The organism is Bordetella parapertussis, from assembly GCF_020735925.1.
Taxonomy (GTDB): domain Bacteria; phylum Pseudomonadota; class Gammaproteobacteria; order Burkholderiales; family Burkholderiaceae_B; genus Bordetella; species Bordetella pertussis.
Map to the genome: position 1 here is coordinate 395,788 of NZ_CP085971.1, position 25,124 is coordinate 420,911.

Annotated in this window: 21 protein-coding genes, 1 tRNA gene and 1 pseudogene; 16 read left to right on the forward strand and 7 right to left on the reverse strand. The window is 68.5% G+C overall.

Features of this window, described 5'->3' with window-relative positions; all coding sequences use genetic code 11:
- Positions 1 to 6: 6 nt before the first annotated feature.
- Positions 7 to 1,389 (reverse strand): phosphomannomutase/phosphoglucomutase, encoded by a 1,383-nt coding sequence (locus LK409_RS01850; RefSeq protein WP_010927689.1) that lies wholly within the window; start codon positions 1,387 to 1,389, stop codon positions 7 to 9.
- Positions 1,390 to 1,667: 278 nt separating this feature from the next.
- On the opposite strand from LK409_RS01850, the gene LK409_RS01855 reads away from it, so the two are divergent.
- The 5 genes from LK409_RS01855 (at position 1,668) to LK409_RS01875 (ending at position 7,871) form a co-directional block, all read left to right on the forward strand.
- On the forward strand, positions 1,668 to 2,279 hold the full coding sequence (locus LK409_RS01855; RefSeq protein ID WP_003808465.1) for a BPTD_3102 family carboxylase-like protein: 612 nt from the start codon (positions 1,668 to 1,670) through the stop codon (positions 2,277 to 2,279).
- Between the two features lie 91 nt (positions 2,280 to 2,370).
- Complete coding sequence (locus LK409_RS01860; protein ID WP_003808467.1) at positions 2,371 to 3,786, forward strand: FAD-binding oxidoreductase; 1,416 nt, start codon at positions 2,371 to 2,373, stop codon at positions 3,784 to 3,786.
- A gap of 14 nt (positions 3,787 to 3,800) precedes the next feature.
- Positions 3,801 to 4,511, forward strand: a complete 711-nt coding sequence (locus LK409_RS01865) for a response regulator transcription factor (protein ID WP_003808473.1) — start codon at positions 3,801 to 3,803, stop codon at positions 4,509 to 4,511.
- The gene (locus LK409_RS01870; protein ID WP_003808475.1) at positions 4,508 to 5,830 is read left to right on the forward strand and encodes a sensor histidine kinase; all 1,323 of its coding nucleotides are present in this window, start codon (positions 4,508 to 4,510) and stop codon (positions 5,828 to 5,830) included. Before LK409_RS01865 ends, LK409_RS01870 begins: the two co-directional genes overlap by 4 nt.
- Before the next feature lie 79 nt (positions 5,831 to 5,909).
- Positions 5,910 to 7,871 (forward strand): LTA synthase family protein, encoded by a 1,962-nt coding sequence (locus LK409_RS01875; protein ID WP_010927691.1) that lies wholly within the window; start codon positions 5,910 to 5,912, stop codon positions 7,869 to 7,871.
- Positions 7,872 to 8,059: 188 nt separating this feature from the next.
- Here the strand turns inward: LK409_RS01875 and fahA are convergent, their stop codons facing one another.
- Positions 8,060 to 9,373: a fumarylacetoacetase gene (gene fahA, locus LK409_RS01880; RefSeq protein ID WP_003808480.1), complete on the reverse strand. Its 1,314-nt coding sequence runs from the start codon at positions 9,371 to 9,373 to the stop codon at positions 8,060 to 8,062.
- Positions 9,374 to 9,481: 108 nt separating this feature from the next.
- Positions 9,482 to 10,780, reverse strand: coding sequence for a homogentisate 1,2-dioxygenase (gene hmgA / locus LK409_RS01885; RefSeq protein ID WP_010925976.1), 1,299 nt, complete (start codon positions 10,778 to 10,780; stop codon positions 9,482 to 9,484).
- A gap of 139 nt (positions 10,781 to 10,919) precedes the next feature.
- Here hmgA and LK409_RS01890 point away from each other — a divergent pair, with 139 nt between their 5' ends.
- Together LK409_RS01890 and LK409_RS01895 are read left to right on the forward strand one after the other, a co-directional pair.
- On the forward strand, positions 10,920 to 12,140 hold the full coding sequence (locus LK409_RS01890; RefSeq protein WP_010927279.1) for an ISL3-like element IS1001 family transposase: 1,221 nt from the start codon (positions 10,920 to 10,922) through the stop codon (positions 12,138 to 12,140).
- A gap of 136 nt (positions 12,141 to 12,276) precedes the next feature.
- Positions 12,277 to 13,185: pseudogene (locus LK409_RS01895) on the forward strand (LysR family transcriptional regulator).
- 9 nt (positions 13,186 to 13,194) lie between these two features.
- On the opposite strand, the gene LK409_RS01900 reads toward LK409_RS01895, so the two are convergent.
- The 4 genes from LK409_RS01900 to mutM form a co-directional block, all read right to left on the reverse strand.
- Entirely contained in the window at positions 13,195 to 13,404 is a 210-nt protein-coding gene (locus LK409_RS01900) for a DUF2783 domain-containing protein (RefSeq protein WP_003808487.1), read from the reverse strand.
- 11 nt (positions 13,405 to 13,415) lie between these two features.
- The gene (locus LK409_RS01905; RefSeq protein WP_010927693.1) at positions 13,416 to 15,095 is read right to left on the reverse strand and encodes an FAD-dependent oxidoreductase; all 1,680 of its coding nucleotides are present in this window, start codon (positions 15,093 to 15,095) and stop codon (positions 13,416 to 13,418) included.
- A gap of 101 nt (positions 15,096 to 15,196) precedes the next feature.
- Positions 15,197 to 16,150: an MBL fold metallo-hydrolase gene (locus LK409_RS01910; RefSeq protein WP_041937112.1), complete on the reverse strand. Its 954-nt coding sequence runs from the start codon at positions 16,148 to 16,150 to the stop codon at positions 15,197 to 15,199.
- Positions 16,151 to 16,239: 89 nt separating this feature from the next.
- A complete protein-coding gene (gene mutM, locus LK409_RS01915; protein WP_010927695.1) occupies positions 16,240 to 17,067 on the reverse strand; it encodes a bifunctional DNA-formamidopyrimidine glycosylase/DNA-(apurinic or apyrimidinic site) lyase in 828 nt (275 codons plus the stop codon).
- Between mutM and LK409_RS01920 the strand changes: the two genes are divergently transcribed.
- The 9 genes from LK409_RS01920 to ychF all read left to right on the forward strand — a co-directional run bounded on the left by LK409_RS01920 (position 17,066) and on the right by ychF (position 25,054).
- Complete coding sequence (locus LK409_RS01920; RefSeq protein WP_010927696.1) at positions 17,066 to 18,946, forward strand: tetratricopeptide repeat protein; 1,881 nt, start codon at positions 17,066 to 17,068, stop codon at positions 18,944 to 18,946. The two genes, mutM and LK409_RS01920, sit on opposite strands and share 2 nt — an antisense overlap.
- The gene (lolB, locus tag LK409_RS01925; protein ID WP_010927697.1) at positions 18,943 to 19,542 is read left to right on the forward strand and encodes a lipoprotein insertase outer membrane protein LolB; all 600 of its coding nucleotides are present in this window, start codon (positions 18,943 to 18,945) and stop codon (positions 19,540 to 19,542) included. Before LK409_RS01920 ends, lolB begins: the two co-directional genes overlap by 4 nt.
- 48 nt (positions 19,543 to 19,590) lie before the next feature.
- Positions 19,591 to 20,490 carry a 4-(cytidine 5'-diphospho)-2-C-methyl-D-erythritol kinase gene (ispE, locus tag LK409_RS01930; protein WP_010927698.1) on the forward strand — a complete coding sequence of 300 codons (900 nt, stop codon included), beginning with the start codon at positions 19,591 to 19,593 and terminating at the stop codon, positions 20,488 to 20,490.
- A gap of 1 nt (position 20,491) precedes the next feature.
- A tRNA-Gln gene (locus LK409_RS01935) sits at positions 20,492 to 20,568 on the forward strand.
- A 130-nt stretch (positions 20,569 to 20,698) separates the two neighbouring features.
- Positions 20,699 to 21,649 (forward strand): ribose-phosphate pyrophosphokinase, encoded by a 951-nt coding sequence (locus LK409_RS01940; RefSeq protein WP_033446928.1) that lies wholly within the window; start codon positions 20,699 to 20,701, stop codon positions 21,647 to 21,649.
- A gap of 122 nt (positions 21,650 to 21,771) precedes the next feature.
- Entirely contained in the window at positions 21,772 to 22,386 is a 615-nt protein-coding gene (locus tag LK409_RS01945) for a 50S ribosomal protein L25/general stress protein Ctc (RefSeq protein ID WP_003808505.1), read from the forward strand.
- A gap of 128 nt (positions 22,387 to 22,514) precedes the next feature.
- On the forward strand, positions 22,515 to 23,111 hold the full coding sequence (gene pth, locus LK409_RS01950; RefSeq protein ID WP_033446931.1) for an aminoacyl-tRNA hydrolase: 597 nt from the start codon (positions 22,515 to 22,517) through the stop codon (positions 23,109 to 23,111).
- A complete protein-coding gene (locus tag LK409_RS01955) occupies positions 23,108 to 23,890 on the forward strand; it encodes a CPBP family glutamic-type intramembrane protease (protein ID WP_010927699.1) in 783 nt (260 codons plus the stop codon). The genes pth and LK409_RS01955 overlap by 4 nt, the downstream gene beginning before the upstream one ends.
- 72 nt (positions 23,891 to 23,962) lie before the next feature.
- Positions 23,963 to 25,054 carry a redox-regulated ATPase YchF gene (gene ychF / locus LK409_RS01960; RefSeq protein ID WP_010927700.1) on the forward strand — a complete coding sequence of 364 codons (1,092 nt, stop codon included), beginning with the start codon at positions 23,963 to 23,965 and terminating at the stop codon, positions 25,052 to 25,054.
- Positions 25,055 to 25,124: the final 70 nt, after the last annotated feature.

The following is a 25,124-nucleotide window of genomic DNA, read 5'->3' on the forward strand; positions in this document are numbered from 1 at the left end:
GGGTGGTCAGAAGGGCAGTTTGGCTTGCGGAGCCAGCCGCAGCAGCTGCTGGCGGAATTCCTGCTGGATGCGGGCCAGGCCCGGCTGGGTCTCCGCCTCGAAGCGCAGCACGACGACGGGGGTGGTATTGGAGGCGCGCGCCAGCCCGAAGCCGTCCGGGTATTCCGCGCGCACGCCGTCTATCGTAACCAGCCGGCTGGCGCTGGCGAACTCGCCCTGCTGCTGCAGGGCGACGATCAGCGCATGCGGCTCGCCCTCGGCCATTTCCAGCTTGAGCTCGGGGGTCGACAGCGCCTGCGGCAGGGCCTCCAGCGGGCGCGACGCATCGGTTTCGCGGGAGACGATTTCCAGCAGGCGGGCGCCGGTGTACAGGCCGTCGTCGAAGCCGTACCAGCGCTCCTTGAAGAAGATATGGCCGCTCATCTCGCCGGCCAGCGGCGCGCCGGTCTCGGCCAGCTTGGCCTTCACCAGCGAATGGCCGGTCTGCCACATCAGCGGCACGCCGCCGCTTTGCTCGATGGCCACGCCCACGTGCCGGCTGCACTTGACGTCATAGATGATGGTCGCGCCGGGGCAGCGGGCCAGCACGTCGCGGGCGAACAGGATCAGCTGGCGGTCGGGCCAGATGATCTGGCCGGACTTGGTCACCACGCCCAGGCGGTCGCCGTCGCCGTCGAAGGCCAGGCCCAGCTCGCAGTCGGTGCTGGTGACATGGGCGATCAGGTCCTGCAGGTTGCGCGGTTCGGCTGGGTCGGGATGGTGGTTGGGAAACGTGCCGTCGACCTCGCAATAGAGTTCGTCCACTTCGCAGCCCAGCGCGCGGAACAATTGCGGCGCCAGGGCGCCGGCCACGCCATTGCCGCAGTCGACGGCGATCTTCATGGGGCGCGCCAGCTTCACGTCCGACACGATGCGCTCGATATAGGCGGGGACGACATCGAGCTGGCGGCGTTCGCCCCAGGTGCCCGGCGCCGCAGCCGGCGCCAGCATGGCCGGGCGCAGCGCCTGCACGGCCGGGCCGTACAGGGCCTGGCCGCCCATCATCATCTTGAAGCCGTTGTACTGCGGCGGGTTGTGGCTGCCGGTGACCGCCACGCCCGAGCCCGTGCCCTGGGTGTGCGCCGCGAAATAGACCAGCGGCGTGGGCACCTGGCCGATATCCAGGGTATCCACACCGCCTTCCATGATGCCTTCCTGCAGCGCGCCGGCCAGGTCGGGGCTGCTCAGGCGGCCGTCGCGGCCGACCACCAGGGCGCCGATGCCCTGCGCGCGGGCGCTGGCGGCCAGGGCACGGCCCAGCGCCCGGGCGAATACCGGGTCGAGCTGGTCGGGAACCGAGCCACGGATGTCGTACGCCTTGTAGACCGATGCGGGAAAGGGGTGCGCCACGGAAATCCTTGTCCAATGCTGAAGCGGCGGGCGCAAGTCCGCCGCGGGTTGTGTCCGCCGGCCGCCGGCCGGCCATGACCGGAATTATCCCCGATTTCGGCCCCGTCCCCCGCGCCGCGCCCGATTTCGGTGCGTCCGGCCTCGGCGCGGTGCCGGCCAGGCCCCCGGCGAGGGCGCGCATGGCCGGCGCGGCGTAGGAATAAGCACGGCACGAAAATTGCATAAGCCAGAAGGTGATACGCTTATCGTTATTGACGAACTTGAACGGGAGGTGGCCGATGAGCGCCGATATTTCGTTCGTCTCGACACGCCGGCGCATGGCGCCGGGCCGGGTCGACCTGACTGCCGGCGGCGAACGCCGGCTGGATATCCCCGTGCACGCGGGCATCGACGGCAGCGTCGAGGCCGGCCGTGCCTGGGAGCGCTGTGTCTGGCGCGCCGCGCGGGTGCTGATCGCCGAATGCCCGGCGCCGCGCCTGTCCGCCCGCCTGGAGGCAACCCTGCGCGGCGTGGCGGTGCGCATCGCCCGCGATCGCGGCTGGCGCGGCATCGGCACGGTCGTGTTCTCGCTGGACGTGGGCACGGGCATGTTCCGCATGATCGAGGCGCGCCTGTGCGGCCTGCAGCAAGGCGGGCCGGCGGCCGATGCCGCTTCCGGCGGCCACGCGCTCGAAGTGCGCATCAGCGCCTGCGCCGACAGCGGGCGGCGCGGCGCGCACCTGCTTACCTACGGCGCGACCCGGGGCGAGGCGTTGCGGCGCGCCTACCAGGCGCTGGCCAAGCTGCCCGGCCTGGCCCAGGCCGACCGCGCCTTCCTGATGGACCGCATCGCATCGCCCGCCTTCTGCTCGGGCCTGACCGGCTCGCAACTGGACCGCATAGCCAGCTGAGGGGCGAGCCGGCCCTGGCCGCGTGCCACTACAATAAGCCGATTCCGTATCGCGGGCCCGGCGGGGCCCGCCGCAGCGAGCGCGCCGAACCATGACCTTGCCAAGCGAATTGCGGGCCCTGCTGGGCCCGTCCCATGTGCTGACCGGCGACGACGCCGAGCCGTTCCTGCTGGACTGGCGCCGGCGCTATCGCGGCCGCGCGCTGGCCGTGGCGCGGCCGGGCAGCGCCGAGGAAGTCGCGGCGGTGGTCCGGTTGTGCCAGGCGCATGGCGCCCCGCTGGTGCCGCAGGGCGGCAACACCGGCCTGTGCGGCGGGGCCACGCCGGACGACAGCGGCAGCGCCGTGGTGCTGTCCACCACGCGGCTGAACCGCGTGCGCGCCATCGATACCGACAACGACACGATCACGGTGGAAGCAGGCTGCGTGCTGCAGGCCGTGCAGCAGGCGGCCGAGCAGGCCGGCCGGTTGTTTCCGCTCAGCCTGGCCGCCGAGGGCAGCTGCACCATCGGCGGCAACCTGGCCACCAACGCGGGCGGCACGCAGGTGCTGCGCTACGGCAATGCGCGCGAACTGACGCTGGGCCTGGAAGTGGTGACCGCCGAAGGCGAGATCTGGAACGGCCTGCGCGGCCTGCGCAAGGACAACACCGGCTACGATTTGCGCGACCTGTACGTGGGCAGCGAAGGTACGCTGGGCATCATCACCGCCGCCACGCTCAAGCTGTTTCCCTTGCCGGTGGCAACCTGCACCGCCTTGCTGGCGCTGGACAGCATCGATGCGGCGGTCGAGGTGCTGTCGCGCGCGCGCGGCGGCTTTGGCGCCTCGCTTACCGGTTTCGAACTGATGGCGGCCGATTGCCTGCAGGCCGTCACCCGGCTGTTTCCGCAACAGCGCCTGCCGTTCGACGGCGCCAGCGCGGACTCGCCCTGGTTTGCCTTGCTGGAGCTGTCCGACAGCGAAAGCGAGGCGCATGCCCGCGCGCGCTTCGAGGCGGTGGTGGGCGCGGCCATCGAGGACGGGCTGGTCGCCGACGCGGCCATCGCCGAGAACCTGGCGCAAAGCCAGGCGCTCTGGCACCTGCGCGAGAGCATTCCCTTGGCCGAGGCCGAGCTGGGCAAGTCGATCAAGCACGATGTGTCCATTCCCATCTCCGCCATCGCCGCCTTCGTGCACCAGACCAACGGCCTGCTGCAGGGGCGTTTCCCCGGGGTGCGCAATGTGATCTTCGGCCACCTGGGCGATGGCAACCTGCATTACAACGTGGCGCGCGGGCCGGGCCAGACCGAAGCCGACCTGCTGGGGCTGCAGTCGCAGGTGTACGACGCGGTGCACGGCAGCGTGCAGGCGTTCGCGGGCTCGATCAGCGCCGAGCATGGCGTGGGGCAGCTCAAGCGCGATGAATTGCCGCGCTACAAGAGCGCCGTCGAGCTGGCCCTGATGAAGCGGCTCAAGGCGGCGCTCGATCCGCGCGGCCTGCTCAATCCCGGCAAGGTCCTGCAGGCCTGACGCGCCCCGCCGCCATGACCGCCGCGCCCGCCAACCGGCATTTCCGCGTCCTGATCGTCGAGGACGATCTCACCATCGCGGCCAACCTGTACGACTACCTGCAGGTGCGCGGCTTCGTGCCGGACGCCGCCTACGATGGCCGTTCGGCGCTGGCCCTGCTGGACGAACACGCTTTCGACGCCATGGTGCTGGACGTCGGGCTGCCCGGCATGGATGGCCATGCCGTGCTGCACGCGCTGCGCGTCGAGCGGCGCGCCGCCTTGCCGGTGCTGATGCTCACCGCCCGCGACGGCCTGGACGACAAGCTGGCCGGCTTCGCGCATGGCGCCGACGATTACCTGACCAAGCCGTTCGCGCTGGCCGAGGTCGAGGCGCGCCTGCTGGCCCTGATCCAGCGCTCGCGCGGCGCTGTGGTCGATAGCCTGCGCAGCTTCGGCCCCCTGCAGTTCGACAGCGCCACGCGCGAGGTCGCGGTGCACGGCAAACCGGTGCACCTCACCCGCAAGTGCGGCATGATCGTCGAGGTGCTGCTGCGCGATCCCGGCCGGGTGGTCTCGCGCGAGCAACTCGAAAACGCCCTATGGGGCGACGACCCGCCGTCCTCGGACGCCTTGCGCAGCCAGGTGCATCTGCTGCGCCGCGCGCTGGCCGATGCCGGGTTCGACGGCATCGAAACCGTGCACGGAACGGGCTGGCGGCTGGCGCTGCCGGCGGGTGGCGCATGAGTGCACGGCCTGTTTCCGGCAATGGATCGGGATCGCTGACGCAGCGCGTCGTGTGGGCATTGACCGGCAGCGTGGCGCTGTTCGTCACCGCCCTGGTGCTGCTGTCGTACCTGACGTTCGACAAGATGGAAGACGATCTCGTCAACGACATCCTGTCCACCGAGACCGACCGCCTGATCCAGCACGTGGCCGCCGACGACCACTTCCTGCCCGACCGCGGGGCGCGCGAACTGGGCGGCGCGATGCGCGCCTGGCTGGTGCGCGCGGGCGCCGCGCAGTCCGACTTGCCGCAGCCGCTGCACGGCCTGGGCGTCGGCATGCATCTGCTCGAGCCCGGCGCCGAAACCTGGCACGTCATGGTGGCCGATGTGGAGGACGCGCGTATCTACGTGCTCTATGACGCCACCGACAACGAGGCCCGGGTCCATGATTTCGGCCTGTTCGTGCTGGGCGTGGGCGCCATCTGCATCGTGGCCGCCTATGGCATCTCGCGGCGGGTGGCCGGCGTGGCGGTCGGCCCGCTGGTCGAGCTGACCCGCCGCCTGGCCAACTGGGCGCCGGGCGCGCCCGACCTGGCCGTCACCCGCGACGACGAGGCGGGCCGCCTGATCGAGGCGTTCAACCGGGTCCAGAACCAGGTCGACCGTTCGATTGCGCGCGAGCGCGAGTTTTCGGTCAACGTCAGCCACGAGGTGCGCACGCCGCTGGCGGCGATCCGCTCCGACAGCGAGATGATGCTGCTGGCCGCCGGGCTGGACGAGGGCCTGCGCACCCGGCTGGTGCGCATCGTGGCCAACGTGGACAACGTGTCGACGGCGCTGGAGAGCGCCCGGGCTATGGCGCGCGACGAGCCGCGCGCGCCCGAGCGCGTCGATCTGGCCGCCTGCATGGACGACGCCTGGCGCGGGCTGGAGGTCAACGCCGAAGCGGCCGGCCTGGCGTTCGCCAACCGCATTCCGGCCGGCAGCGCGCACGTGCTGGACCGCTACGCCATGCTGACCGTGCTGCGCAACCTGGTGCGCAATGCCATCGAACACGCGGCTCCGGCCACGCTCACGGCGGCGCTGCGCCCCGATGGCGCCCTCGAACTGCGCGACGATGGCCGCGGCATCGCCGCCGAAGAGCTGCCGTTCGTGTTCCAGCGCTTCTACAGCGGGCGGTTGCGCGATAGCGCCGACAACGGCTCGAACGAATTGCCGCGCGGCCTGGGGCTGGCCATCGCCAAGCGCGTGTGCGACATGCAGGGCTGGCAGCTTTCGGTCGATTCCGAGCGCGACGGCCCGGCGCGCGGCACGCGGTTCGTGCTGCGCTTTACCTGATCCGGATTGCATTCGTCCATCTGGTGGACGATTTTGGCTACACAAAATTTGACATCGATTTGACGCCCAACAGGTATACTTGCGCGTCTTTTTTTGCAACGAAGCGGACGAGGCCCTGGCCCTCCCGCCGCCGACGAGGAATCCCGTGCGCAGGCTGACCATACGTTTCGCGATCGCCATCCTGGTCCTGCTGACACTCAGCCGGCTGGGCCTGTCTGCCTGGCAATGGGACCGCGTCCAGGCCGCCGGCGGCCTGGGCCCCATCATGCTCGGCGGCCTGCGCATGGACCTGCGCCTGCTGGCCCTGGTCCTGGCCTTGCCGGCCGTGCTGGCGCCGTGTTTCGGGCACCGCGCCTGGGCCGCCAGCGCCACGGCATGGTGGTATCGCGTCTGGTGGATGCTGTTTGTGTTGCTGGAAGTATCCACGCCGCAGTTCATCGCCGAATACGACACCCGGCCCAACCGCCTGTATTTCGAGTACCTGGTGCATCCGCGCGAAGTCGCCTCCATGCTGTGGGAAGGCTACAAGGGCGTGCTGCTGGCATCCTTCGTGGTGCTGGTGCTGGCCGCCTGGCTGGCCGTGCGGCTGTTTCCCACCGGCCGCCAGGACGGCTTCATGAAGTGGTGGAAGCGCCCCTTCGTCACCCTGGCGGTGCTGGCCGTGGTGGTGCTGGCCGCGCGCGGCACCCTGCAGCACCGGCCCATCAATGCCTCCATGGTGGCCTTCAGCAGCGACGCCATGGTCAACACGCTGCCGCTCAATTCGCTGGGCAACGTGCTGGACGCGGCCTATCGCCTGCAGGACGAGCGCTCGTCGGCCGCCTTGTATCCGCCCATGAAAACCGAGGAGATGAACCGCATCGTGCGGGCGGCGGCCGGGCTGGAAGATCCGCCGCTGGACGCCCGCTACCCCAGCCTGCACAAGCAGACGGCCACCGTGCGTCGCGACAAGCCGCTCAACCTGGTGATCATTCTGCAGGAGAGCCTGGGCGCGCAGTACGTGGGCAGCCTGGGCGGGCGCGACCTCACGCCCCAGCTGGATCGCCTGGCCAAGGACGGCTGGATGTTCAACCGCGCCTATGCCACCGGCACGCGCTCGGTGCGCGGCCTGGAGGCGGTCACCGCGGGCTTCCTGCCCACCGTGGCCGAGGCGGTGCTGAAGCTGCCGCGCTCGCAGACCGGCTTCTTCACCCTGGCCGACCTGCTGGGCCGCCACGGCTTCCATTCGCGCTTCATCTACGGCGGCGAAGCGCACTTCGACAACATGCGCGGCTTCTTCCTGGGCAACGGCTTCAACGAGGTGATCGACCGCCAGTCGTTCGTCGATCCGGTGTTCGTGGGGTCGTGGGGCGCGTCCGACGAGGACATGTTCAACCAGCTCGATCGCCTGCTGCGCGCCGACGACGGCAAGTCCACCTTCACGCTGGCCTTCTCGGTCAGCAACCATTCGCCGTGGGAATATCCGGCGGGGCGCATCGAGCCGGTGGGCGACCCGGCCTCGGTGGACAACACCGTGCGCTACGCCGACTGGGCCATGGGCCAGTTCTTCGACAAGGCCAGGAAGGCGCCGTACTGGGACAACACCGTGTTCCTGGTGATCGCCGACCACGATTCGCGCGTGTATGGCGCCAACCTGGTGCCGGTGCGGCATTTCCAGATCCCGGCGCTGATCCTCGGCGGCACGGTCCCGCCGCGCAGCGACGATCGCATCGTGAGCCAGATCGACATGGGGCCGACCCTGCTGTCGCTGATCGGCCTGGACAACGTCAACCCCATGCTGGGCGCGGACCTGACCCAGCGCGACCCCAACCGGGCCATCATGCAGTACGGCGACAACTTCGGCTACCTGAAGGGCGATTCGCTGCTGGTCATCGAGCCGGGCAAGGATCCGCGCGAGTACCGCTATACGGCGGCGGCGTCCATGCGCGACGAGAAGTACATCCCCATCGACATCGACCCGGCGTTGCGCGACGAGGCGCTGGCCTTCGCCCTGTGGCCCAGCTGGGCGTACCGCGAAGAGCGCTACAAGCTGCCGAAGTAGGCCCGCAAGGAAAAAAGGTGCCTGTCCCGGTTGGGACAGGCACCTTCGTCACCCGCGGGGCGTTGTGGGCCCGCGGGAGATGGTGCCGGGGGAGCCAGGCACCGGAGGAAGTTAGCCGGAGCCTGGCACCCGTGGGGCGTTGTGGGCCTGCGGGAGATGGTGCCGGGGGAGCCAGGCACCGGAGGGGATTACTTGGCGGCCAGCACGGTTCCCACGCAGTCGCCGAAGCCGATGCGGGGATAGCCGGGCTTGCTGCATTCGGCGCGCATGATGATCTGGTCGCCGTCCTGCAGGAAGGTGCGCTGTTCGCCCCAGGGCAGGTCGAGCGGCTGCTTGCCGCCGTTGGTCAGCTCCAGCAGCGAGCCCGCCTCGGAGGCTTGCGGGCCGGACAGCGTGCCGGTGCCCATCATGTCGCCGGGTTGCAGGTTGCAGCCGTTGACCGTGTGGTGGGCCACCAGCTGCGCGATGTTCCAGTAGGCGTCGCGGAAGTTGCTGCGCGACAGCAGCGCCGGCTGCGCATGCTTGGCGCGCGACTGCTCGGTCGAGATCAGCACTTCCATCTGCACGTCGAACGCGCCGTGCGCGCGATTCTCGGCCGATTCCAGGTACGGCAGCGGCTGCGGGTCGGCGGCGTCGCGCGTCCACGCGGCGCGGAAGGGCTCCAGCGCTTCCAGCGTGACGATCCAGGGCGAAATCGTGGAGGCGAAGTTCTTGGCCAGGAAGGGGCCCAGCGGCTGGTATTCCCAGGCCTGGATGTCGCGCGCGGACCAGTCGTTCAGGATGCACAGGCCGAACACGTGCGATTCGGCTTCGCCCAGCGCGATGCGCTCGCCTTGCGCGTTGCCGCGGCCCACGAAGATGCCCAGCTCCAGTTCGTAGTCCAGCCGCTGGCACGGGCCGAACTGCGGCGCCTCGCCTTCGGCCGCCGGACGGGTCTGGCCGACCGGGCGCGCAAAGCGCTGGTCCACGCCGATGCTGGAGGCGCGGCCGTGATAGCCGATGGGCACCCACTTGTAGTTGGGCAGCAGGGGGTTGTCGGGGCGGAACTGCTTGCCCACGGCGGTGGCGTGGTGCACCGAGATATAGAAATCAGTGTAGTCGCCGATGTGCGCCGGCGTGGTGTATTCGGCCTCGGCCTGCGCCACCAGCAGCGGCTCGATGCGCCCCTGCAGGGCCGAGCCCGTGCGCAGCGCGCGCGACAGCGCCAGGCGCAGCGCGCTCCAGTGCGCCTGGTCGAGCGCCATCAGCGCGTTGAGCCGTTCGCCCTGGCAGGCGGCCAGCGCGGCCGCGGCGGTGCCGTCGAACGGCGCCTGGGCGGCCAGCGCCGCCAGGTCGACAATGGCGTCGCCGATCGCCACGCCGGGGCGGAACGGGTCCTGCGTACCCTTGCGGCGGAACGCGGCGAACGGCAGGTTCTGGATCGGGAACGAGGTGTCGGCGGCGTTGGCGCTGGCAACCCAGCTTTGCAGGGCTGGATCGTGGGTTTCGTTGAGCTTGCTCATGGCTGCTTGTCTCTGCTTTTGAATCGGAAAATGGCCGGGCCGCAATGCCCAACGGCGATGAACATCGCGCTCATCGCCGCTGCATGCCGGCGCCGGGGCGTCGCGGGCTCAGGCCTGTTCGGGGTCGAAGTGCTTCTGCAACCCCTGCCAGCACTGATAGTAGTCATCCTGGCGCTGGGGCGAAGCCAGGGCCTGCGCCGTGGGGCGGATCACGCGGCGCGTCTCGAACATGAAGGCCATGGTATCGCGAATGTAGTGGGCCTGGCTGGTATCGGCATGGCTGGCTTTCTCGAAGGTGTCGGCGTCCGGGCCATGGCCGCTCATGCAGTTGTGCAGGCTGGCGCCGCCCGGCGCGAAGCCTTCGGCCTTGGCGTCGTAGACGCCGTGGATCAGGCCCATGAATTCGCTGGCGATATTGCGGTGGAACCAGGGCGGACGGAACGTGTTCTCCATCGCCAGGATGCGCGGCGGGAAGATGGCGAAATCCATGTTCGCGGTGCCCGGGGTGTCCGAGGGCGAAGTCAGCACGGTGAAGATCGACGGATCGGGGTGGTCGTAGCTGATCGAGCCGACCGTGTTGAAGTTGCGCAGGTCGTACTTGTAGGGCGCGTGCGTGCCGTGCCAGGCCACCACGTTCAGCGGCGAATGGGCGATCGGCGCGCGCCAGAAGCCGCCGGTGAACTTGGCGATGAGCTCGAAATCGCCCTCGACGTCTTCGTACCAGGCCACCGGGATCTGGAAGTCGCGCGCGTTGGCCAGGCAGTTCGAGCCGATGGGGCCCAGTTCCGGCAGGCGCATGGCCGTGCCGAAGTTCTCCAGCATGTAGCCGCGCGCCACGTCGTCGAGCAGTTCGACGCGCAGGCGCACGCCGCGCGGGACGACGGCGATTTCATAGGGTTCGATGTCGATCAGGCCCAGTTCGGTGGCCAGGCGCAGGCGGCCCTGCTGCGGCACGATCAGCATTTCGCCGTCGGCGTTGTAGAAGAAGCGCCCCTGCATCGAGCGGTTGGCTGCGTACAGGTGGATGCCCACGCCGCTTTGCTCCTCGGGGCCGCCGTTGCCGCCCCAGGTATGCATGCCGTCGATGAAATCGGTGGGCGCGTCCGGCATCGGCAGCGGGCTCCAGCGCAACTGGTTGGGCGTGACCGGCTGGCGGCCGAAGTCGCTCAGCCAGCGCTGCGCGCCGGCGAACGGCGCGAACGGCAGGTGCTGCACGCCCGGACGGATGCGGTACAGCCAGGAGCGGCGATTCTCGGCGCGCGGGGCGGTGAAGGCCGTGCCGGACAGTTGCTCGGCGTACAGGCCGTAGGGACAGATCTGCGGCGAATTGCGGCCGGCGGGCAGGGCGCCGGGCAGGGCTTCGGTGGCGCAGGCGTTGCCGAAGCCGGTCTGATATTGCAAGGACATGGATGCCTCCTGGCGGTGCGGCCTGGTTCGGCGCGGTGGCCGTCCGGGCTTTTTTCGGTTCATCGCGCAATAGCGTGGAGGGGTTTGGCAAGTTTTCGTATTCTTGACGGCAGGTATTTGCCATCAGGAGTGCAGGGAGATGCTGGATCGCAAGTTGCTGGAGTCGCTGGGAGGCTGGCAGGGCTATGGCGTCGAACGCGTGGAATGGCCCGAAGACCCAGGGCGCACGCTGTCGATCTATTTGAAGCCAACGGCCAAGGTGATGCTGTGCGAGCAGTGCGGCGCGCGGTGTCGCCAGGTGCATGAGACCACGGTTCGACGGGTGCGAGATCTGCCGTTATTCGAGTATCGGGTCGTTCTGCACGTGCCGCGCCGACGCTTGTGGTGTGAGCAATGCGGCGGCCCGCGCCTGGAGCGGCTTGCCTGGCTGGGGCGATATCAACGGGTGACGGATCGGCTGGCGCAGGCCTGCAGCCAATTGCTGCAATCGAGCAACGTGCAGGCGGTGGCGAGGTTCTTCGAGCTGGGTTGGCATACCGTCAAGACGCTGGACAAGGCTCGGCTGCGTGCGTCGGTGCGCGAACCGGATTGGTCCAAGATCGAGTATTTGGCGATGGACGAGTTTGCCCTGCACAAAGGGCATCGCTACGCGACAGTGGTGGTCGATCCGATCGGCAGGCAGGTGCTGTGGATTGGCCCAGGACGCTCACGCGAGACGGCCCGGGCGTTCTTCGAACAATTGCCGCCTGGGGCCGCCCAACGCATCAAGGCCGTTGCCATCGACATGACCACCGCCTACGAGTTGGAGATCCAGGCCCACAGCCCACAGGCGGAGATCGTCTATGACTTGTTCCATGTCGTGGCCAAGTATGGACGAGAGGTCATTGATCGGGTGCGCGTGGATCAGGCCAATCAACTACGCCAGGATCGTCCCGCACGCAGGATCATCAAATCGAGTCGCTGGCTGCTGCTGCGCAACCGTGACAACCTGGATCGGCAGCAGGCCGTCCGGCTCGACGAATTGCTGCAAGCCAACCAGCCGCTGCTGACGGTCTATGTCCTGCGTGACGAACTCAAACGGCTCTGGTTCTACCAAAGACCTGCCTGGGCAAGACAAGCCTGGAACCACTGGTACGAGCAGGCCGAGCAAAGCGGAATAGCCGCCTTGAACACCTTCGCTCAGCGCTTGAAAGGCTATCTGCACGGCATCCTGGCCAGATGCCGACATCCCCTGAACACCAGCATTGTCGAGGGCATCAACAACACTATCAAGGTCATCAAGCGGCGCGCTTACGGCTACCGCGACCAGGAATACTTCTTCCTCAAAATCCGTGCCGCCTTCCCCGGCAATGCGCGATGAACCTTTTTTTCGTGGGGGCGGCGCGCGGGAAGCGGCCGTGGAAAAAGCGCGTTCGAGCCATTCTGCGCAAAATTGCCCGCTATGGCTACGGGAATGCAAAAATAGTGGCTATAACTTTCGTGAATAATGGTGCTCCATGGCGGAACTGCGCAACATCGATCTCAACCTGCTGGTGATCTTCCAGCGCCTGCTGCAGGAGCGCAGCATCTCCGCCGTGGCGCGCTAGCTCGACCTGTCGCAGCCGGCGGTCAGCAATGCGCTGCGGCGCCTGCGCGCGGCCTGCGGCGACGATCTGTTCGTGCGCACGGCGCAGGGCATGCAGCCCACGCCGCATGCCGAGCGCCTGGGCGGGCCGGTGGGCGAGGCGCTGGCGCTGCTGTCGCATGCGCTGGACGCCACCCAGGACTTCGAGCCGCAGGCCAGCACACGGCGCTTTCGCATCGCCATGTCGGATGTCGGGGAAATTCATTTCATGCCGCGCCTGATGGACCAGTGCGCGCGCCATGCGCCGGGCGTGCGCATCGATTCGCTGCGTCTGCAGGGCGCCGACCTGCAGCGCGAGATGGACGCCGGCCGGGTCGACCTGGCGATCGGCGCGTTCGCCGACCTGGGCGGCGCCGTCATGCAGCGCATGCTGTTTCGCCAGGGCTACGCCACGCTGTATCGCCAGGGGCATCCCAGCGCGCACGAGGGCATGAGCCTGAAGGCGTTCCGGGCCGCGCATCATCTGGTGGTGTCGCACGCCACCCCTTACGGGCAGGTGAACCAGTCGCTGGAGCGCGCCGGCGTGACGCTGGGCGAGCACTTCAGCGTGCCGCATTTCGCGGCGGTGCCGTACATCGTCAGCACCACCGATCTGCTGGCCACGGTGCCGCAGAAACTGGCGGCCAGCGCCGCCCCGCATTTCGGCCTGGGCTTGCTGACGCCGCCCCTGCGCATGCCCACGCTGCAGACCAACCTGTACTGGCATCGGCGCTTCCAGCGCGACAGCGGCAGCCAGTGGCTGCGTGCGCTGATCGTGCAGGCGTTCGCCGACGCGCCCTGAACGGCCGGCTCAGGGCGCCGGCGGGGCGACGACGGACTGGCGCGCGTGCTCCAGGGCTGCGCGCAGCACCGCCATGTCGCCGATATGGTTGGCCAGCAGCAGGATCAGCGCGGCGTTCAGCTCGCGGCTCTGTTCGTCGCTGAGGTCGCGGTGCGTGTCTATCAGCGCTTCGTAGAAATTGTCGGGGCCCGCCAGGTTGGGCGTGGTGATCAGGGGCATGATGGGCTCCTTTACGCGCGGCCGATGGCGCGCGCCAGCGCCCGCCGGACGGCCTGGGCGTCGAAGGCGCGAAAGCGCGCCGCAATGTGTTGGTCGGGGCGGATCAGGTAGCAGGTGCCGGGCCGGGCGTCGTAGCGGCGGGCCAGCCAGCCTTCGCTGTCCTCGACCACGCGCACCCCTGCGGGCGCGGCGGCCGGCGCGGCGCCGGCGTCGCAGACCAGGATGGGCTGCACGGGCACCTCGTCCTGCTGCAGCGCCCGCAGCGCGTCCAGCATATCGGCCCGCGGCGTCTCGGCGCCGCAGAACAGCGCCAGCGCGAACCCGCCATCGAGCTGGGACAGCCACCAGCCGGGCTGCGCGTCCGCCCGTACGGGCGCGTCCAGCGCCACGGCGCCCGGCCGCATCGTGCCGGCATAGGGGTCGCTGTCGGGCGTGTTCAGCGGCGAGTCGGCGTAGGCGGCCGGCACCGACAGGCGGCCGCTGTTGACCAGCGTGCGCGCGAACGGATGCTGGCGCGCCAGGTTGAGCACGGCGTTGCGGAAGGTGCGGCTGACTTCGCTCTTGGGCGTGATGAAGTCGGTCGAGCGCGATGAGTTCAGGATGTTTTCGTCGGCGGCGTATTCGCGCTCGGCGGCGTAGCTGTCGATCAGCGATTCGGGGGCGTGGCCCGCCAGCACCAGCTTCAGCTTCCAGGCCAGGTTCTCGGCGTCCTGCACGCCGCTATTGGCGCCGCGCGCGCCGAACGGCGAGACGCGGTGGGCCGAATCGCCGGCGAACACCACGCGCCCATGGCGGAAATGGTCCATGCGCTCGCAGGCGAAGGTGTAGACGCTCACCCACTCCAGTTCGAAGTCGGCGTCCGGGCCCAGCAGGGCGCGGATGCGCGGCAGCACGTTCTCGGGCTTGACGGCCTCGACAGGGTCGGCGTTCCAGCCCAGCTGGAAATCGATGCGCCAGACATTGTCGGGCTGCATGTGCAGCAGGACCGACTGATTGGGGTGGAAGGGCGGGTCGAACCAGAACCAGCGCTCGGCGGGATAATCGGCCGCCATCTTCACGTCGGCGATCAGGAAGCGGTCCTTGAATACCCGGCCATGGGTTTCCAGGTCCAGCAGCTTGCGCACCGGCGAGCGCGCGCCGTCGCAGGCGACCAGCCAGTCGACATGCAGGGCGTAGGCGCCGTCGGGCGTGTCGACCGTGACCTGCACGCCATCGGCCTGCTGCGCCACGCCCACCACCTTGCTTTTCCAGCGCAGCTCGATGCCCGGCTGGGCGCTGGCCAGTTCGTGCAGGTAGCCCTCGGCGTAATACTGCTGCAGGTTGATGAAGGCCGGGCGCCGGTGCCCGGGCTCGGGCAGCAGGTCGAAGCGCCAGACTTCCTGGTCGCGGAAGAACACCTTGCCGACGTTCCACGATACGCCCTTGTCGACCATGCGCTGGCCCACGCCCAGGCGGTCCCAGATCTCCAGCGTGCGCTTGGCGAAGCAGATGGCGCGCGAGCCGGTCGACAGGCGGTAGTCGTCATCCAGCACCACGACCCGCAGGCCTTGCCGCGCCAGGTCCAGCGCCGTGGTCAGGCCCACCGGGCCCGCGCCCACCACGATCACACAGTGCCGGGCCGGCGTGTCGCGCTGCTGGTCGGCGCATTTCGTATAGGCGAACTCGATCGCCTGGTAGTCGATGTCTCCCACGACTGTCTCCTGCGTGGCGGGTATGTCTTGGTCTTTTGTTCATGCAGGGCGCGCGGCCGGCGCAAAGGCCGCCGGCCGGGCCCATCGATGCGGCGCGGCGGTCAGCTTTCGAGCTGCTGCCACATCTCGATGTCGCGCTTGTCGGTCCAGATGCGCGGATCGTAGTGGCCGGTCGCCTCGTCGTAGGCGCGCGAGACGTTGAACGGCATGCAGTGGTCGAAGATCACCCACTGGCTGTAGCGCGGCTTCATGAAATCGTAGACCTCGCGGTAAATCGTCTTGAGGTCCTTGCCATCGGCCACGCCGCGGTTGACGGCGGCGTACAGGTCGGTCAGGAAGGCGCGCGTGCCGGCCAGGCCCTGGCGCACTTCGGTGGCGCTCTTGAGCGCCGGGCCGCGGCCCGGGACCATTTTCTCGGCCTCGAAGCCCGCCAGCGCGTCCAGCGTGGCCGGCCATTCGCGGAAATAGCAGTCGCCGCAGTACGGGGTGGATTGGTACTCGACCAGGTCGCCGGCGAACAGGATCTTCTGCTCGGGCAGCCAGGCGATGGTGTCGCCCTTGGTATGGCCGCGGCCGACCTGCAGCAGCTTGACTTCCAGGTTGCCCAGGTCGACCGTCATTTCGCCCTTGAACGTCATGGTGGGCCACACCAGGCCGGGCGGGATCGATTCGACGTTGCGGAACAGGCGCGGGAAGCGGCCGATCTCGCTGGCCTTGTCCTGTTCGCCGCGCTCGGCGATCAGGTCGTAGGTGTCGCGGCTGGCCAGGATTTCCTGGGCGCCGTAGGCCGAGGCGCCGAACACGCGCACGGCGTGGTAGTGGGACAGCAGGATGTACTTGATGGGCTTGTCGGTGACTTCGCGCACGCGGCGGATCACGTCCTGGGCCATGACGGGCGTGGCCTGGGTATCGACCACCATGACCGCGTCGTCGCCGACGATGATGCCGGTGTTGGGGTCGCCTTCGGCCGTATAGGCGTAGGCGTTGTCGGAGAGTTTTTCGAACGAAACGACCTTGTCTTCCAGGTCGGCATGCGAGGCGAATTGTTTGCTCACGGTGGGCTCCTTCCACTTATACGAATGCGTGGAAGGAAATATAGCGCGGCGTTTGTTTTTGTGCAATACGTTTGCTATAGACGAATTCTCTAGCGTTTCTGGCAGCTCGGACAGAAATACGTGGCGCGCTGGCCCTGCACCAGGCGGCGGATCGGCGCGCCGCACACGCGGCAGGGCAGGCCGGCGCGCTCGTAGACGGCGGCGTGGATGGCGAAATACGCGCCCGGCTCGCCGCTGGCGCCGACGTAGTCGCGCAGCGTGCTGCCGCCGGAATCCAGCGCGTCCGACAGGGTGGCGCGGATGGCGGCCGCCAGCCGGTCGCAGCGCGCCGCCGAGACGCGCTGGGCGGCCGTGCGCGGATCGATGCCGGCGCGAAACAGGCTTTCCGATGCGTAGATGTTGCCCACGCCCACCACGGCGTCGCCGGCCAGCAGGGCCTGCTTGATGGCGACCCGGCGTCCGCGGAAGTAGGCGTGCAGCCAGCGCCCGTCAAAGCGCGGGTCGAACGGTTCGATGCCCAGGCGGGCCAGCAGCGGGTGGGCGGCGATCGGGCCGGCCTCGTCGGGGTGCCACAGCACCGCGCCGAAGCGGCGCGGATCGTGCAGCCGCAGGACGGCGTGGTCGAATACCCAGTCGACGTGGCCGTGCTTGCGCGGCGCCTCCTGCTCGGGCACCCGGCGCAGCGATCCGGACATGCCCAGATGCACGATCTGCACGCCATGGTCGAAGCGCAGCAGCAGGTACTTGCCGCGCCGCCCGCATTCGAGCACGGTGCGGCCGGCCAGCAGATCGGGCAGGGCGGGTGGAATGGGCCAGCGCATGCGCGCTTCGCGCACGACCAGGCGGCGTAGCGTCCGGCCCGTTATGACGGTGTCGATTCCCCGTCGGGTGGTCTCGACTTCAGGCAGTTCCGGCATGAGCCAGTGTAAGATCATCAATTGCGTGTACGAAGATTGTGCCATCAACCGGACGGGCCGCGTGAAGTTGTCGCTCAAACACATTAATTTCGGAGTAGCCGCGCTGGCGTTGGCGGGCTTGCAGTCCCTACCTGCGCAGGCCGCCGAGGTGCGTCCGCGCGATGCCACCGGCCCGCGCCTGATCCAGCCGAGCAAGCAGCCCGAGACCGAAGTCATCCGCCTGCGGCCGGGGCAACTGCCCTATGTTTCGCTTACCGCCGACATCTTCTATCGCATCGTCGGCGCCGAACTGGCCGCACAGCGCGGCATGTACGGCACCGCCGCCGCCACGCTGGTGACGCTGGCGCGCGAGACGGGCGATCCGCGCCTGGCCCGCCGCGGGCTGGAGTTCCAGCTTGCCGGGGGCAACCTGCCGGGCGCCCTGGATGCGGCGCGCGCCTGGTCCAGCCTGGCGCCCAACGATATCGAGGCCAGCTCCACCGAGCTGGCGCTGGCCGCCGCCAACGGCGAGACCTCGGGGCTGGCGACGGCGCTGCGCAAGCGCATCGACACGGCGCGCGACAAGCCGGCGGCCATCGTGCAGGCCATGGGCGTGCTCAGCCGCCTGAACGACCGCCGCCTGGCGCTGCGCATCCTGGACGAATCGCTCAGCGACAGCGCCCGCAAGCTGCCCGCCGCCCACCTGGCCTTGGCCGACGTGGCGCAGGCCGCCGGCGACTACCCGCGCGCCGCCAACGAAGCCTACGCCGCGCTGGCCGCCGACCCCAAGTCCGAGGCCGCCGCGCAGCGCGTGCTCGAATACGGCGCCAAGGTCGACGCCACGCGCGCGCAGCACCAGGCGCGCGCCTTCATCAACCGCAATCCGGACGCGCGCAAGCTGCGCCTGATGCTGGCCGGCCAGATCGCCGACGGCGGCGATTACGATGGCGCGCTGGCCGAGCTGCAGGCGATGGCGCGGCGCTCGCCCGAGGATTTCGACCTGATGTTCATGCAGGCCCAGCTGGCCTACAAGGCGGGACGCCTGGACCAGGCGCGCGGCTACCTGCAGCAATACCTCGACGTGCAGAACCAGCGCCAGATGGCCACCGCGCCGGGCGCCACCGACGCCGGCGCCGCCGCGGCCGACGCCCACGTGCTGCTGTCGCGCATCGCCGAAGACCAGGGCCGCTACGACGAAGCCATCCGCGAGCTGGGCCGCATCGACGACCCGGCCATGCGCTATTCGGCGCACATGCGCCAGGCCACGCTGCGGGCCCGCCAGGGGCGCATCGACGACGCGCTGGCCATGGTGGACCGGGCCGATCCGCAGGACGACGAAGAGCGCACGCTGGGCGTGCTGACCAAGGCGCAGATCCTGCGCGACGCCGACCAGGTCGATCGCGCGGTGGCTATCCTGGTGGCGGCCGACAAGGCCATGCCCGACACGGTCGAGATCAAGTACGAACTGGCCATGCTGTACGAGCGCCAGGGGCGCATCGACCAGCTCGAGCGCCTGCTGCGCGAAGTCATCGCGCTCGACCCCGACCATGCCCATGCCTACAACGCGCTGGGCTACACGCTGGCCGACCGCAACCAGCGGCTGCCCGAGGCGCTGGACCTCATCACCCAGGCGCTCGAGCTGTCGCCCGAGGATCCCTTCATCCTCGACAGCATGGGCTGGGTCAAATTCCGCATGGGCGAGCCTTCGGCCGCGATCGAGTACCTCAAGCGCGCCTATGCGCTGCGCCCCGAGGCCGACATCGCCGCCCACCTGGCCGAAGTGCTGTGGGTGCAGGGCGAGCGCGACAGCGCCACCGAACTGCTGCGCACCGCCTACGCCAAGGATCCCAAGAACCGCGCCCTGCTCGACACGATGCGCCGCCTGGAGGTGCGCCCGTGAGCGTCTGCCCGGCGCCGCGCTCGCCCGTCCGCTGGCTGCACGCATTCACGCTGTGCCTGCTGCTGGCCGTGCTGGCTGGCTGCGTCAGCGTGCCCAAGCCCATGGCCGGCGCGGGCGAGGACGTGTTCTCGCGGGTGGGCCGGTTCGCCATCACCGTCACGGAGTCCGACGGCAAGCAGCAGGCCGTGCAGGGCGGTTTCGCGTGGCGCGACGATGGCGGCAGCTATCTGCTGGACCTGACCAATCCGCTGGGCTCGACCGAGGCGCGCGTCGAAGGGCGCCCCGGCATGGCCGTCCTGACACGCGCCAATGGCGAGCGCCTGGCGGCCGAGCATCCCGATGCGCTGGCCGAGGACGCCCTGGGCAGCCCGGTGCCGGTGACGGGGCTGCGCGACTGGCTGCGCGGCCGCCTGATGGCCGGCGCGGCCCCGGATGGCCTGGAGCGCGACGCGCAAGGCCGCCCCACGGCCTTCGAGCAGGACGGCTGGAACGCGCGCCTGAGCCGCTACGACGCGCAAGGCCCGCAACTGCTGGTGCTGCAGCGCCAGGAGCCCGGCCGCCGCATCCTGGTGCGGCTGGTGATTACCCAGCCCTAGGCGGGCGGCGGTCTAGAATAGGGGCATCCCCAGCCCCTCGCTTCCGCCGTGACGCTCTACGACGTACCCGCACCCGCCAAGTTGAACCTGTTTCTGCACGTGGTGGGCCGCCGCGCCGACGGCTACCATCTGCTGCAGACCGCGTTCCGCTTCATCGACCTGGCCGACACCCTGCATTTCGAAGCGCGCGCCGACGGTGCCATCGGCCGCGCGTACGAACTGCCCGGCGTGGCCGAGTCCGACGACCTGGTCGTGCGCGCCGCGCGCAGCCTGCAGCGCGCCACCGGCACCCGCCAGGGCGCGCAGATCGGCCTGCACAAGCGCATCCCGCAGGGCGGCGGCCTGGGCGGCGGATCGAGCGACGCCGCCACCACCCTGATCGCCCTGAACCGGCTCTGGGGCACCGGCCTGTCGCGCAGCCAGCTGATGCAACTGGCGCTGCCGCTGGGCGCCGACGTCCCGGTCTTCGTCTTCGGCCAGTCGGCCTTCGCGCAAGGCGTGGGCGAAGACCTGACGGCCGTGGCGCTGCCGCCGGCGGCCTATCTGGTGGTGCAGCCCGACGCCGGCGTGCCCACTGCCGCCATTTTTTCCGACCCCGATTTGACAAGGGATTGTGCTTCGGTCACAATAGCGGACTTTCTTGCTTTGCTAACTTCCTGCTTTGGCAGGAATGATCTGGAGCCGGTGGTGTTGCGGCGGTATCCTGAGGTTTCAGGGGCTGTTCGCTGGCTTTTCGAGCACGGTTTGCGTGTTCGGATGTCGGGATCTGGGGCGTGTCTTTTCGCCGAATTTCCCACCCTGCCGGAAGCCGTTTTGGCACAAGAGGAAATAACCGCTACAATGCGCGTCGCTGGAAAAACAACCAGCCACACGCATCCCGGGTTCCGGTTGGTACAGGCTAGTACTGGATTGACTGAACATCCGTTGCGGAACTGGATTGCAAGCTAGTTGGGGAGTCGCCAAGCTGGTTAAGGCACCGGATTTTGATTCCGGCATGCGAAGGTTCGAATCCTTCCTCCCCAGCCAAACCAATACATAAAAAAGCTGTTGAACGCGCCCGTCAGACACTGGCTCCAGTTCAGCAGCTTTTTTGTTTTACGAGATTTTCAGCGCGCACCTGCGTACGTGACCTGAAACCGACCACTGCATCAACATCATGGCAAACGACAGCTTCATGATTTTCACGGGCACCGCCAACACGCGGCTGGCCGTGGACGTAGTCAACCACCTCGACATGTCGCTGGGAAAAATGACCGTCGGTCGTTTCTCCGATGGCGAGGTGATGGTCGAGATCAACGAGAACGTGCGCGGCAAGGACGTCTTCGTGCTGCAGCCCACCTGTGCGCCCACGAACGACAACCTGATGGAAATCATGGTGATGGTCGATGCCCTGCGCCGCGCCTCGGCCGGCCGCATCACCGCCGCCATCCCGTATTTCGGCTATGCCCGCCAGGATCGCCGGCCGCGCTCGGCGCGCGTGGCGATCTCGGCCAAGGTCGTGGCCAACATGCTGCAGGTCGCCGGCGTCGACCGCGTGCTGACCATGGACCTGCACGCCGACCAGATCCAGGGTTTCTTCGACATCCCGGTCGACAACATCTATGCCGGTCCGATCCTGCTGGGCGACATCTGGCGCCGCAATTTCTCGAACCTGGTGGTGGTGTCGCCCGATATCGGCGGCGTGGTGCGCGCCCGCGCGCTGGCCAAGCAGCTGGAAGCCGACCTGGCCATCATCGACAAGCGCCGTCCGCGCGCCAACGTGTCGGAAGTGATGAACATCATCGGTGAAGTCGACGGCCGCACCTGCATCATCATGGACGACATGGTCGACACCGCCGGCACGTTGTGCAAGGCGGCCCAGGCCCTGAAAGACCGCGGCGCCGGCGCCGTCTACGCGTATTGCACGCACCCGGTGCTGTCGGGCGGCGCCATCGAGCGCATCGAGACTTCCTCGCTGGACGAGCTGGTCGTCACCGACACCATCCCGCTGTCCGAGCAAGGCCAGGCCTGCGGCAAGATCCGCCAGCTGTCGTGCGCCGCGCTGCTGGGCGAGACCATTCTGCGCATTTCCAACGCCGAGTCGGTCAGCTCGCTGTTTGCCGACTGATCGGCGCCCGTATTCCCGAATTTGTGCGCCGCTGGTCGCGGCGGCGCGCAAAAACCACGCAGCGCATGTCGCGCCGCGTGTCTTAACCGGCGATCCATTCGCCAGATTGTTTGGAGTTTTCCATGAAATTCAACGCCACTGCGCGTAGCGTCCAGGGTTCGAGTGCGAGCCGCCGCCTGCGCCGCGCGGGCCGCGTGCCTGCCATCGTTTACGGCGGTACCGCTGCCCCCCTGAACATCGAACTGGATCACAACGAGATCTACCATGCCCTGCGCAAGGAAGAATTCCACGCGTCGATCCTGAACATGGTCATCGAGGGCGGCAAGACCGAAGAAGTGCTGCTGCGTTCGGTTCAATGGCACGCCTACAAGCCGCAAGTCATGCACGTCGACTTCCAGCGCGTCGATGCCAACCAGGCCCTGCACACCAAGGTGCCCCTGCACTTCATCAACGCCGAAGTGTCGCCGGCCGTCAAGCTGAGCGGCGCGATCATCTCGCACGTGCTGACCGAACTGGACATCACCTGCCTGCCGGCGTTGCTGCCCCAGTTCATCGAAGTCAACCTGGGCGACCTGCTGGGTGGCGGTTCGATCCACCTGGCCGACATCAAGCTGCCCAAGGGCGTGACGTTCAACGCCCACGGCGGCGACACCAACCCCCTGATCGCCGCTGCGGTCGTCAAGGGTGGCGGTGCCGCTGACGAAGGCGACGCTGCCGCCGAGCAACCTGCCGCCTGAGTGCGCCAGGGCGCGGCGGCGACCGTCCGCCGCGGGCTCGTGTCCGACGTCCCCGAAACCCTGCGCATGCGATTTGCATGCGCAGGGTTTTGTACTTTACAAATACGCGTCCCGATGCATACGCCACCATGTCAGATCCCATTCGCCTGATCGTCGGGCTGGGCAACCCCGGCCCCGACTACGAAACGACCCGCCACAACGCCGGTTTCTGGCTCGCCGACCACCTGGCCGACGACCTGCGCACCGCGTTTGCGCTGGAGAAAGGGTTCTTCGGCATGCTCGCCAAGGCGCGCCACGCGGGCGAGAACGTCGTGCTGCTCAAGCCCATCACCTACATGAACCGTTCCGGCCAGTCCGTCGGCGCGGTGGCGCGCTTCTACAAACTGGCGCCCGAACAGGTGCTGGTGCTGCATGACGAACTCGACCTGCTGCCGGGGCAGGTCAAGATCAAGCAGGGCGGCGGCCACGCCGGCCACAATGGCCTGAAAGACATCCAGGCCGCGCTGGGCAGCCCCAATTTCTGGCGCCTGCGCATCGGCATCGGCCATCCCCGCAGCCTCGGCCTGGCGCAGCAAGTCGCCGACTTCGTCCTGCACCCGCCGCGCCGCGAAGAACAGCAGCAGATCGATACGGTCATCGACCGTTGCCGCGCCGTCGTGCCGGCGATGCTGGCCGGCGATTTCGCGCTGGCCACGCGCGAGCTGCACGGCGCCAACGGGGCTTGAGCGACGTGACCACGGCGCGGCAGGGCGCGGCGCGCGCCACGACGTTTCGCCAGGACCTGGCCGATTGCTGGCGCTTCCTGCGCCGGCCCACCCTGAGCGGCCGCCTGCCCGGGCGGCGCGCCGACAGCGGCTGGGCCAGCGACTGGCGACCCGGCGTCGGCGCCTCGCGCCTGCTGGCCTGGGCCGCGGTGCTGTGGGCCCTGAACCTGTTCGCGCTCGGCCCCATCGCCGTCACCGTGGCCGGCGCCGGCGGCGCCATGCACCGGCTGGATCTGGCCAACATCCCCTGGCTGACCGCCATACTATGGGCGCCCCTGGTCGAGGAACTGCTGTTTCGCTACGGCCTGCGCCGGCCCGCGCAGGCGCTGTGGTTCTGCCCCATGGTGCTGCCCGCCATCCTGTGGGGCGCGCAGGGCTGGACGCTGGCGCTCGTCGCCGTGGCGGTCTGGCTGGCGTGGCTGTCGCTGCGCCGAGGACGCGCCTCGCTGGCCGGCTGGGACACCAGCTGGCGCCGCTACTACAGCTACCGTTTCGGGCTGGTGTTCCATCTGGTGGCGCTCACCTTCGCCGCGGTCCACCTGAACAACTTCTCGCTCAGCCAGACCCCCATATGGCTGCTGCCGCTGCTGGTGCTGCCCCAATGGGCCACCGGCCTGGTACTGGGATGGATGCGGGTGCGGCGCGGCATCGGCGCGGCGATCGCGCTGCACGCGCTGTTCAACGGCGGCTCGGTACTGATGATCTGGCTGCTGATGACACTGATGCCGGCCGGCGCCTGAAGGCAGGGCGCCGCCACAGGCGGTAAACTGCACCGTTAACGCTTTGATTACACATACTTAGACAGGAATTCCATGGCTCTGCAATGCGGCATCGTCGGCCTGCCCAATGTCGGCAAATCGACGCTCTTCAACGCCCTGACCGGCGCCGGCATCGCCGCCGAGAACTATCCGTTCTGCACCATCGAGCCCAACGTGGGCGTGGTGGAAGTGCCCGACCCGCGCCTGGACAAGCTGGCCGAGATCGTCAAGCCCGAGCGCATCCTGCCGGCCACCGTCGAATTCGTCGACATCGCCGGCCTGGTGGCCGGCGCCAGCCAGGGCGAGGGCCTGGGCAACCAGTTCCTCTCGCACATCCGCGAAACCAACGCCATCGTCAACGTGGTGCGCTGCTTCGAAGACCCCAACGTGGTCCACGTCGCCGGCAAGGTCGACCCCATCGCCGACATCGAAGTCATCGAGACCGAACTGGCGCTGGCCGACCTGCAGACCGCCGAGAAAGCCCTGCACCGCCACTCCAAGACCGCCCGTTCCGGCGACAAGGACGCGCAGCGCCTGGTGACCGTGCTGGAGAAATGCATCGCCCAGCTCAACCAGGCCAAGCCGGTGCGCGGCCTGGACCTCAGCGACGAAGAGCAGGCCCTGATCGCGCAGCTGTGCTTCATCACCGCCAAGCCCGCCATGTACGTGGGCAACGTCAGCGACGACGGCTTCACCGACAACCCGCTGCTCGAGCGCCTGGCCGAGTTCGCCAAGTCGCGCAACGCGCCCATGGTCGCCATCTGCGCGGCCATCGAATCCGAGATCGTCGACCTGCCCGAGGAAGACCGCCAGGCCTTCCTGTCGGACATGGGCATGGAAGAACCCGGCCTGAACCGCCTGATCCGCGGCGCCTTCACCCTGCTCGGCCTGCAGACCTACTTCACCGCCGGCGTGAAGGAAGTGCGCGCCTGGACCATCCCCATCGGCGCCACCGCGTCGCAGGCCGCCGGCGTCATCCACACCGACTTCGAACGCGGCTTCATCCGCGCCCAGACCATCGCCTACGAAGACTTCATCGCCTGCAAGGGCGAGCAGGGCGCCAAGGAAGCCGGCAAGATGCGCGCCGAAGGCAAGGAATACGTGGTCAAGGATGGGGACGTGATGAACTTTCTGTTCAACGTCTGACGAGTTTTTCGAAACCCAGGACAGTCCGCCAGCGCCTGGCGGACTGCGTCAGCCCTTGGGCATCAAAGGG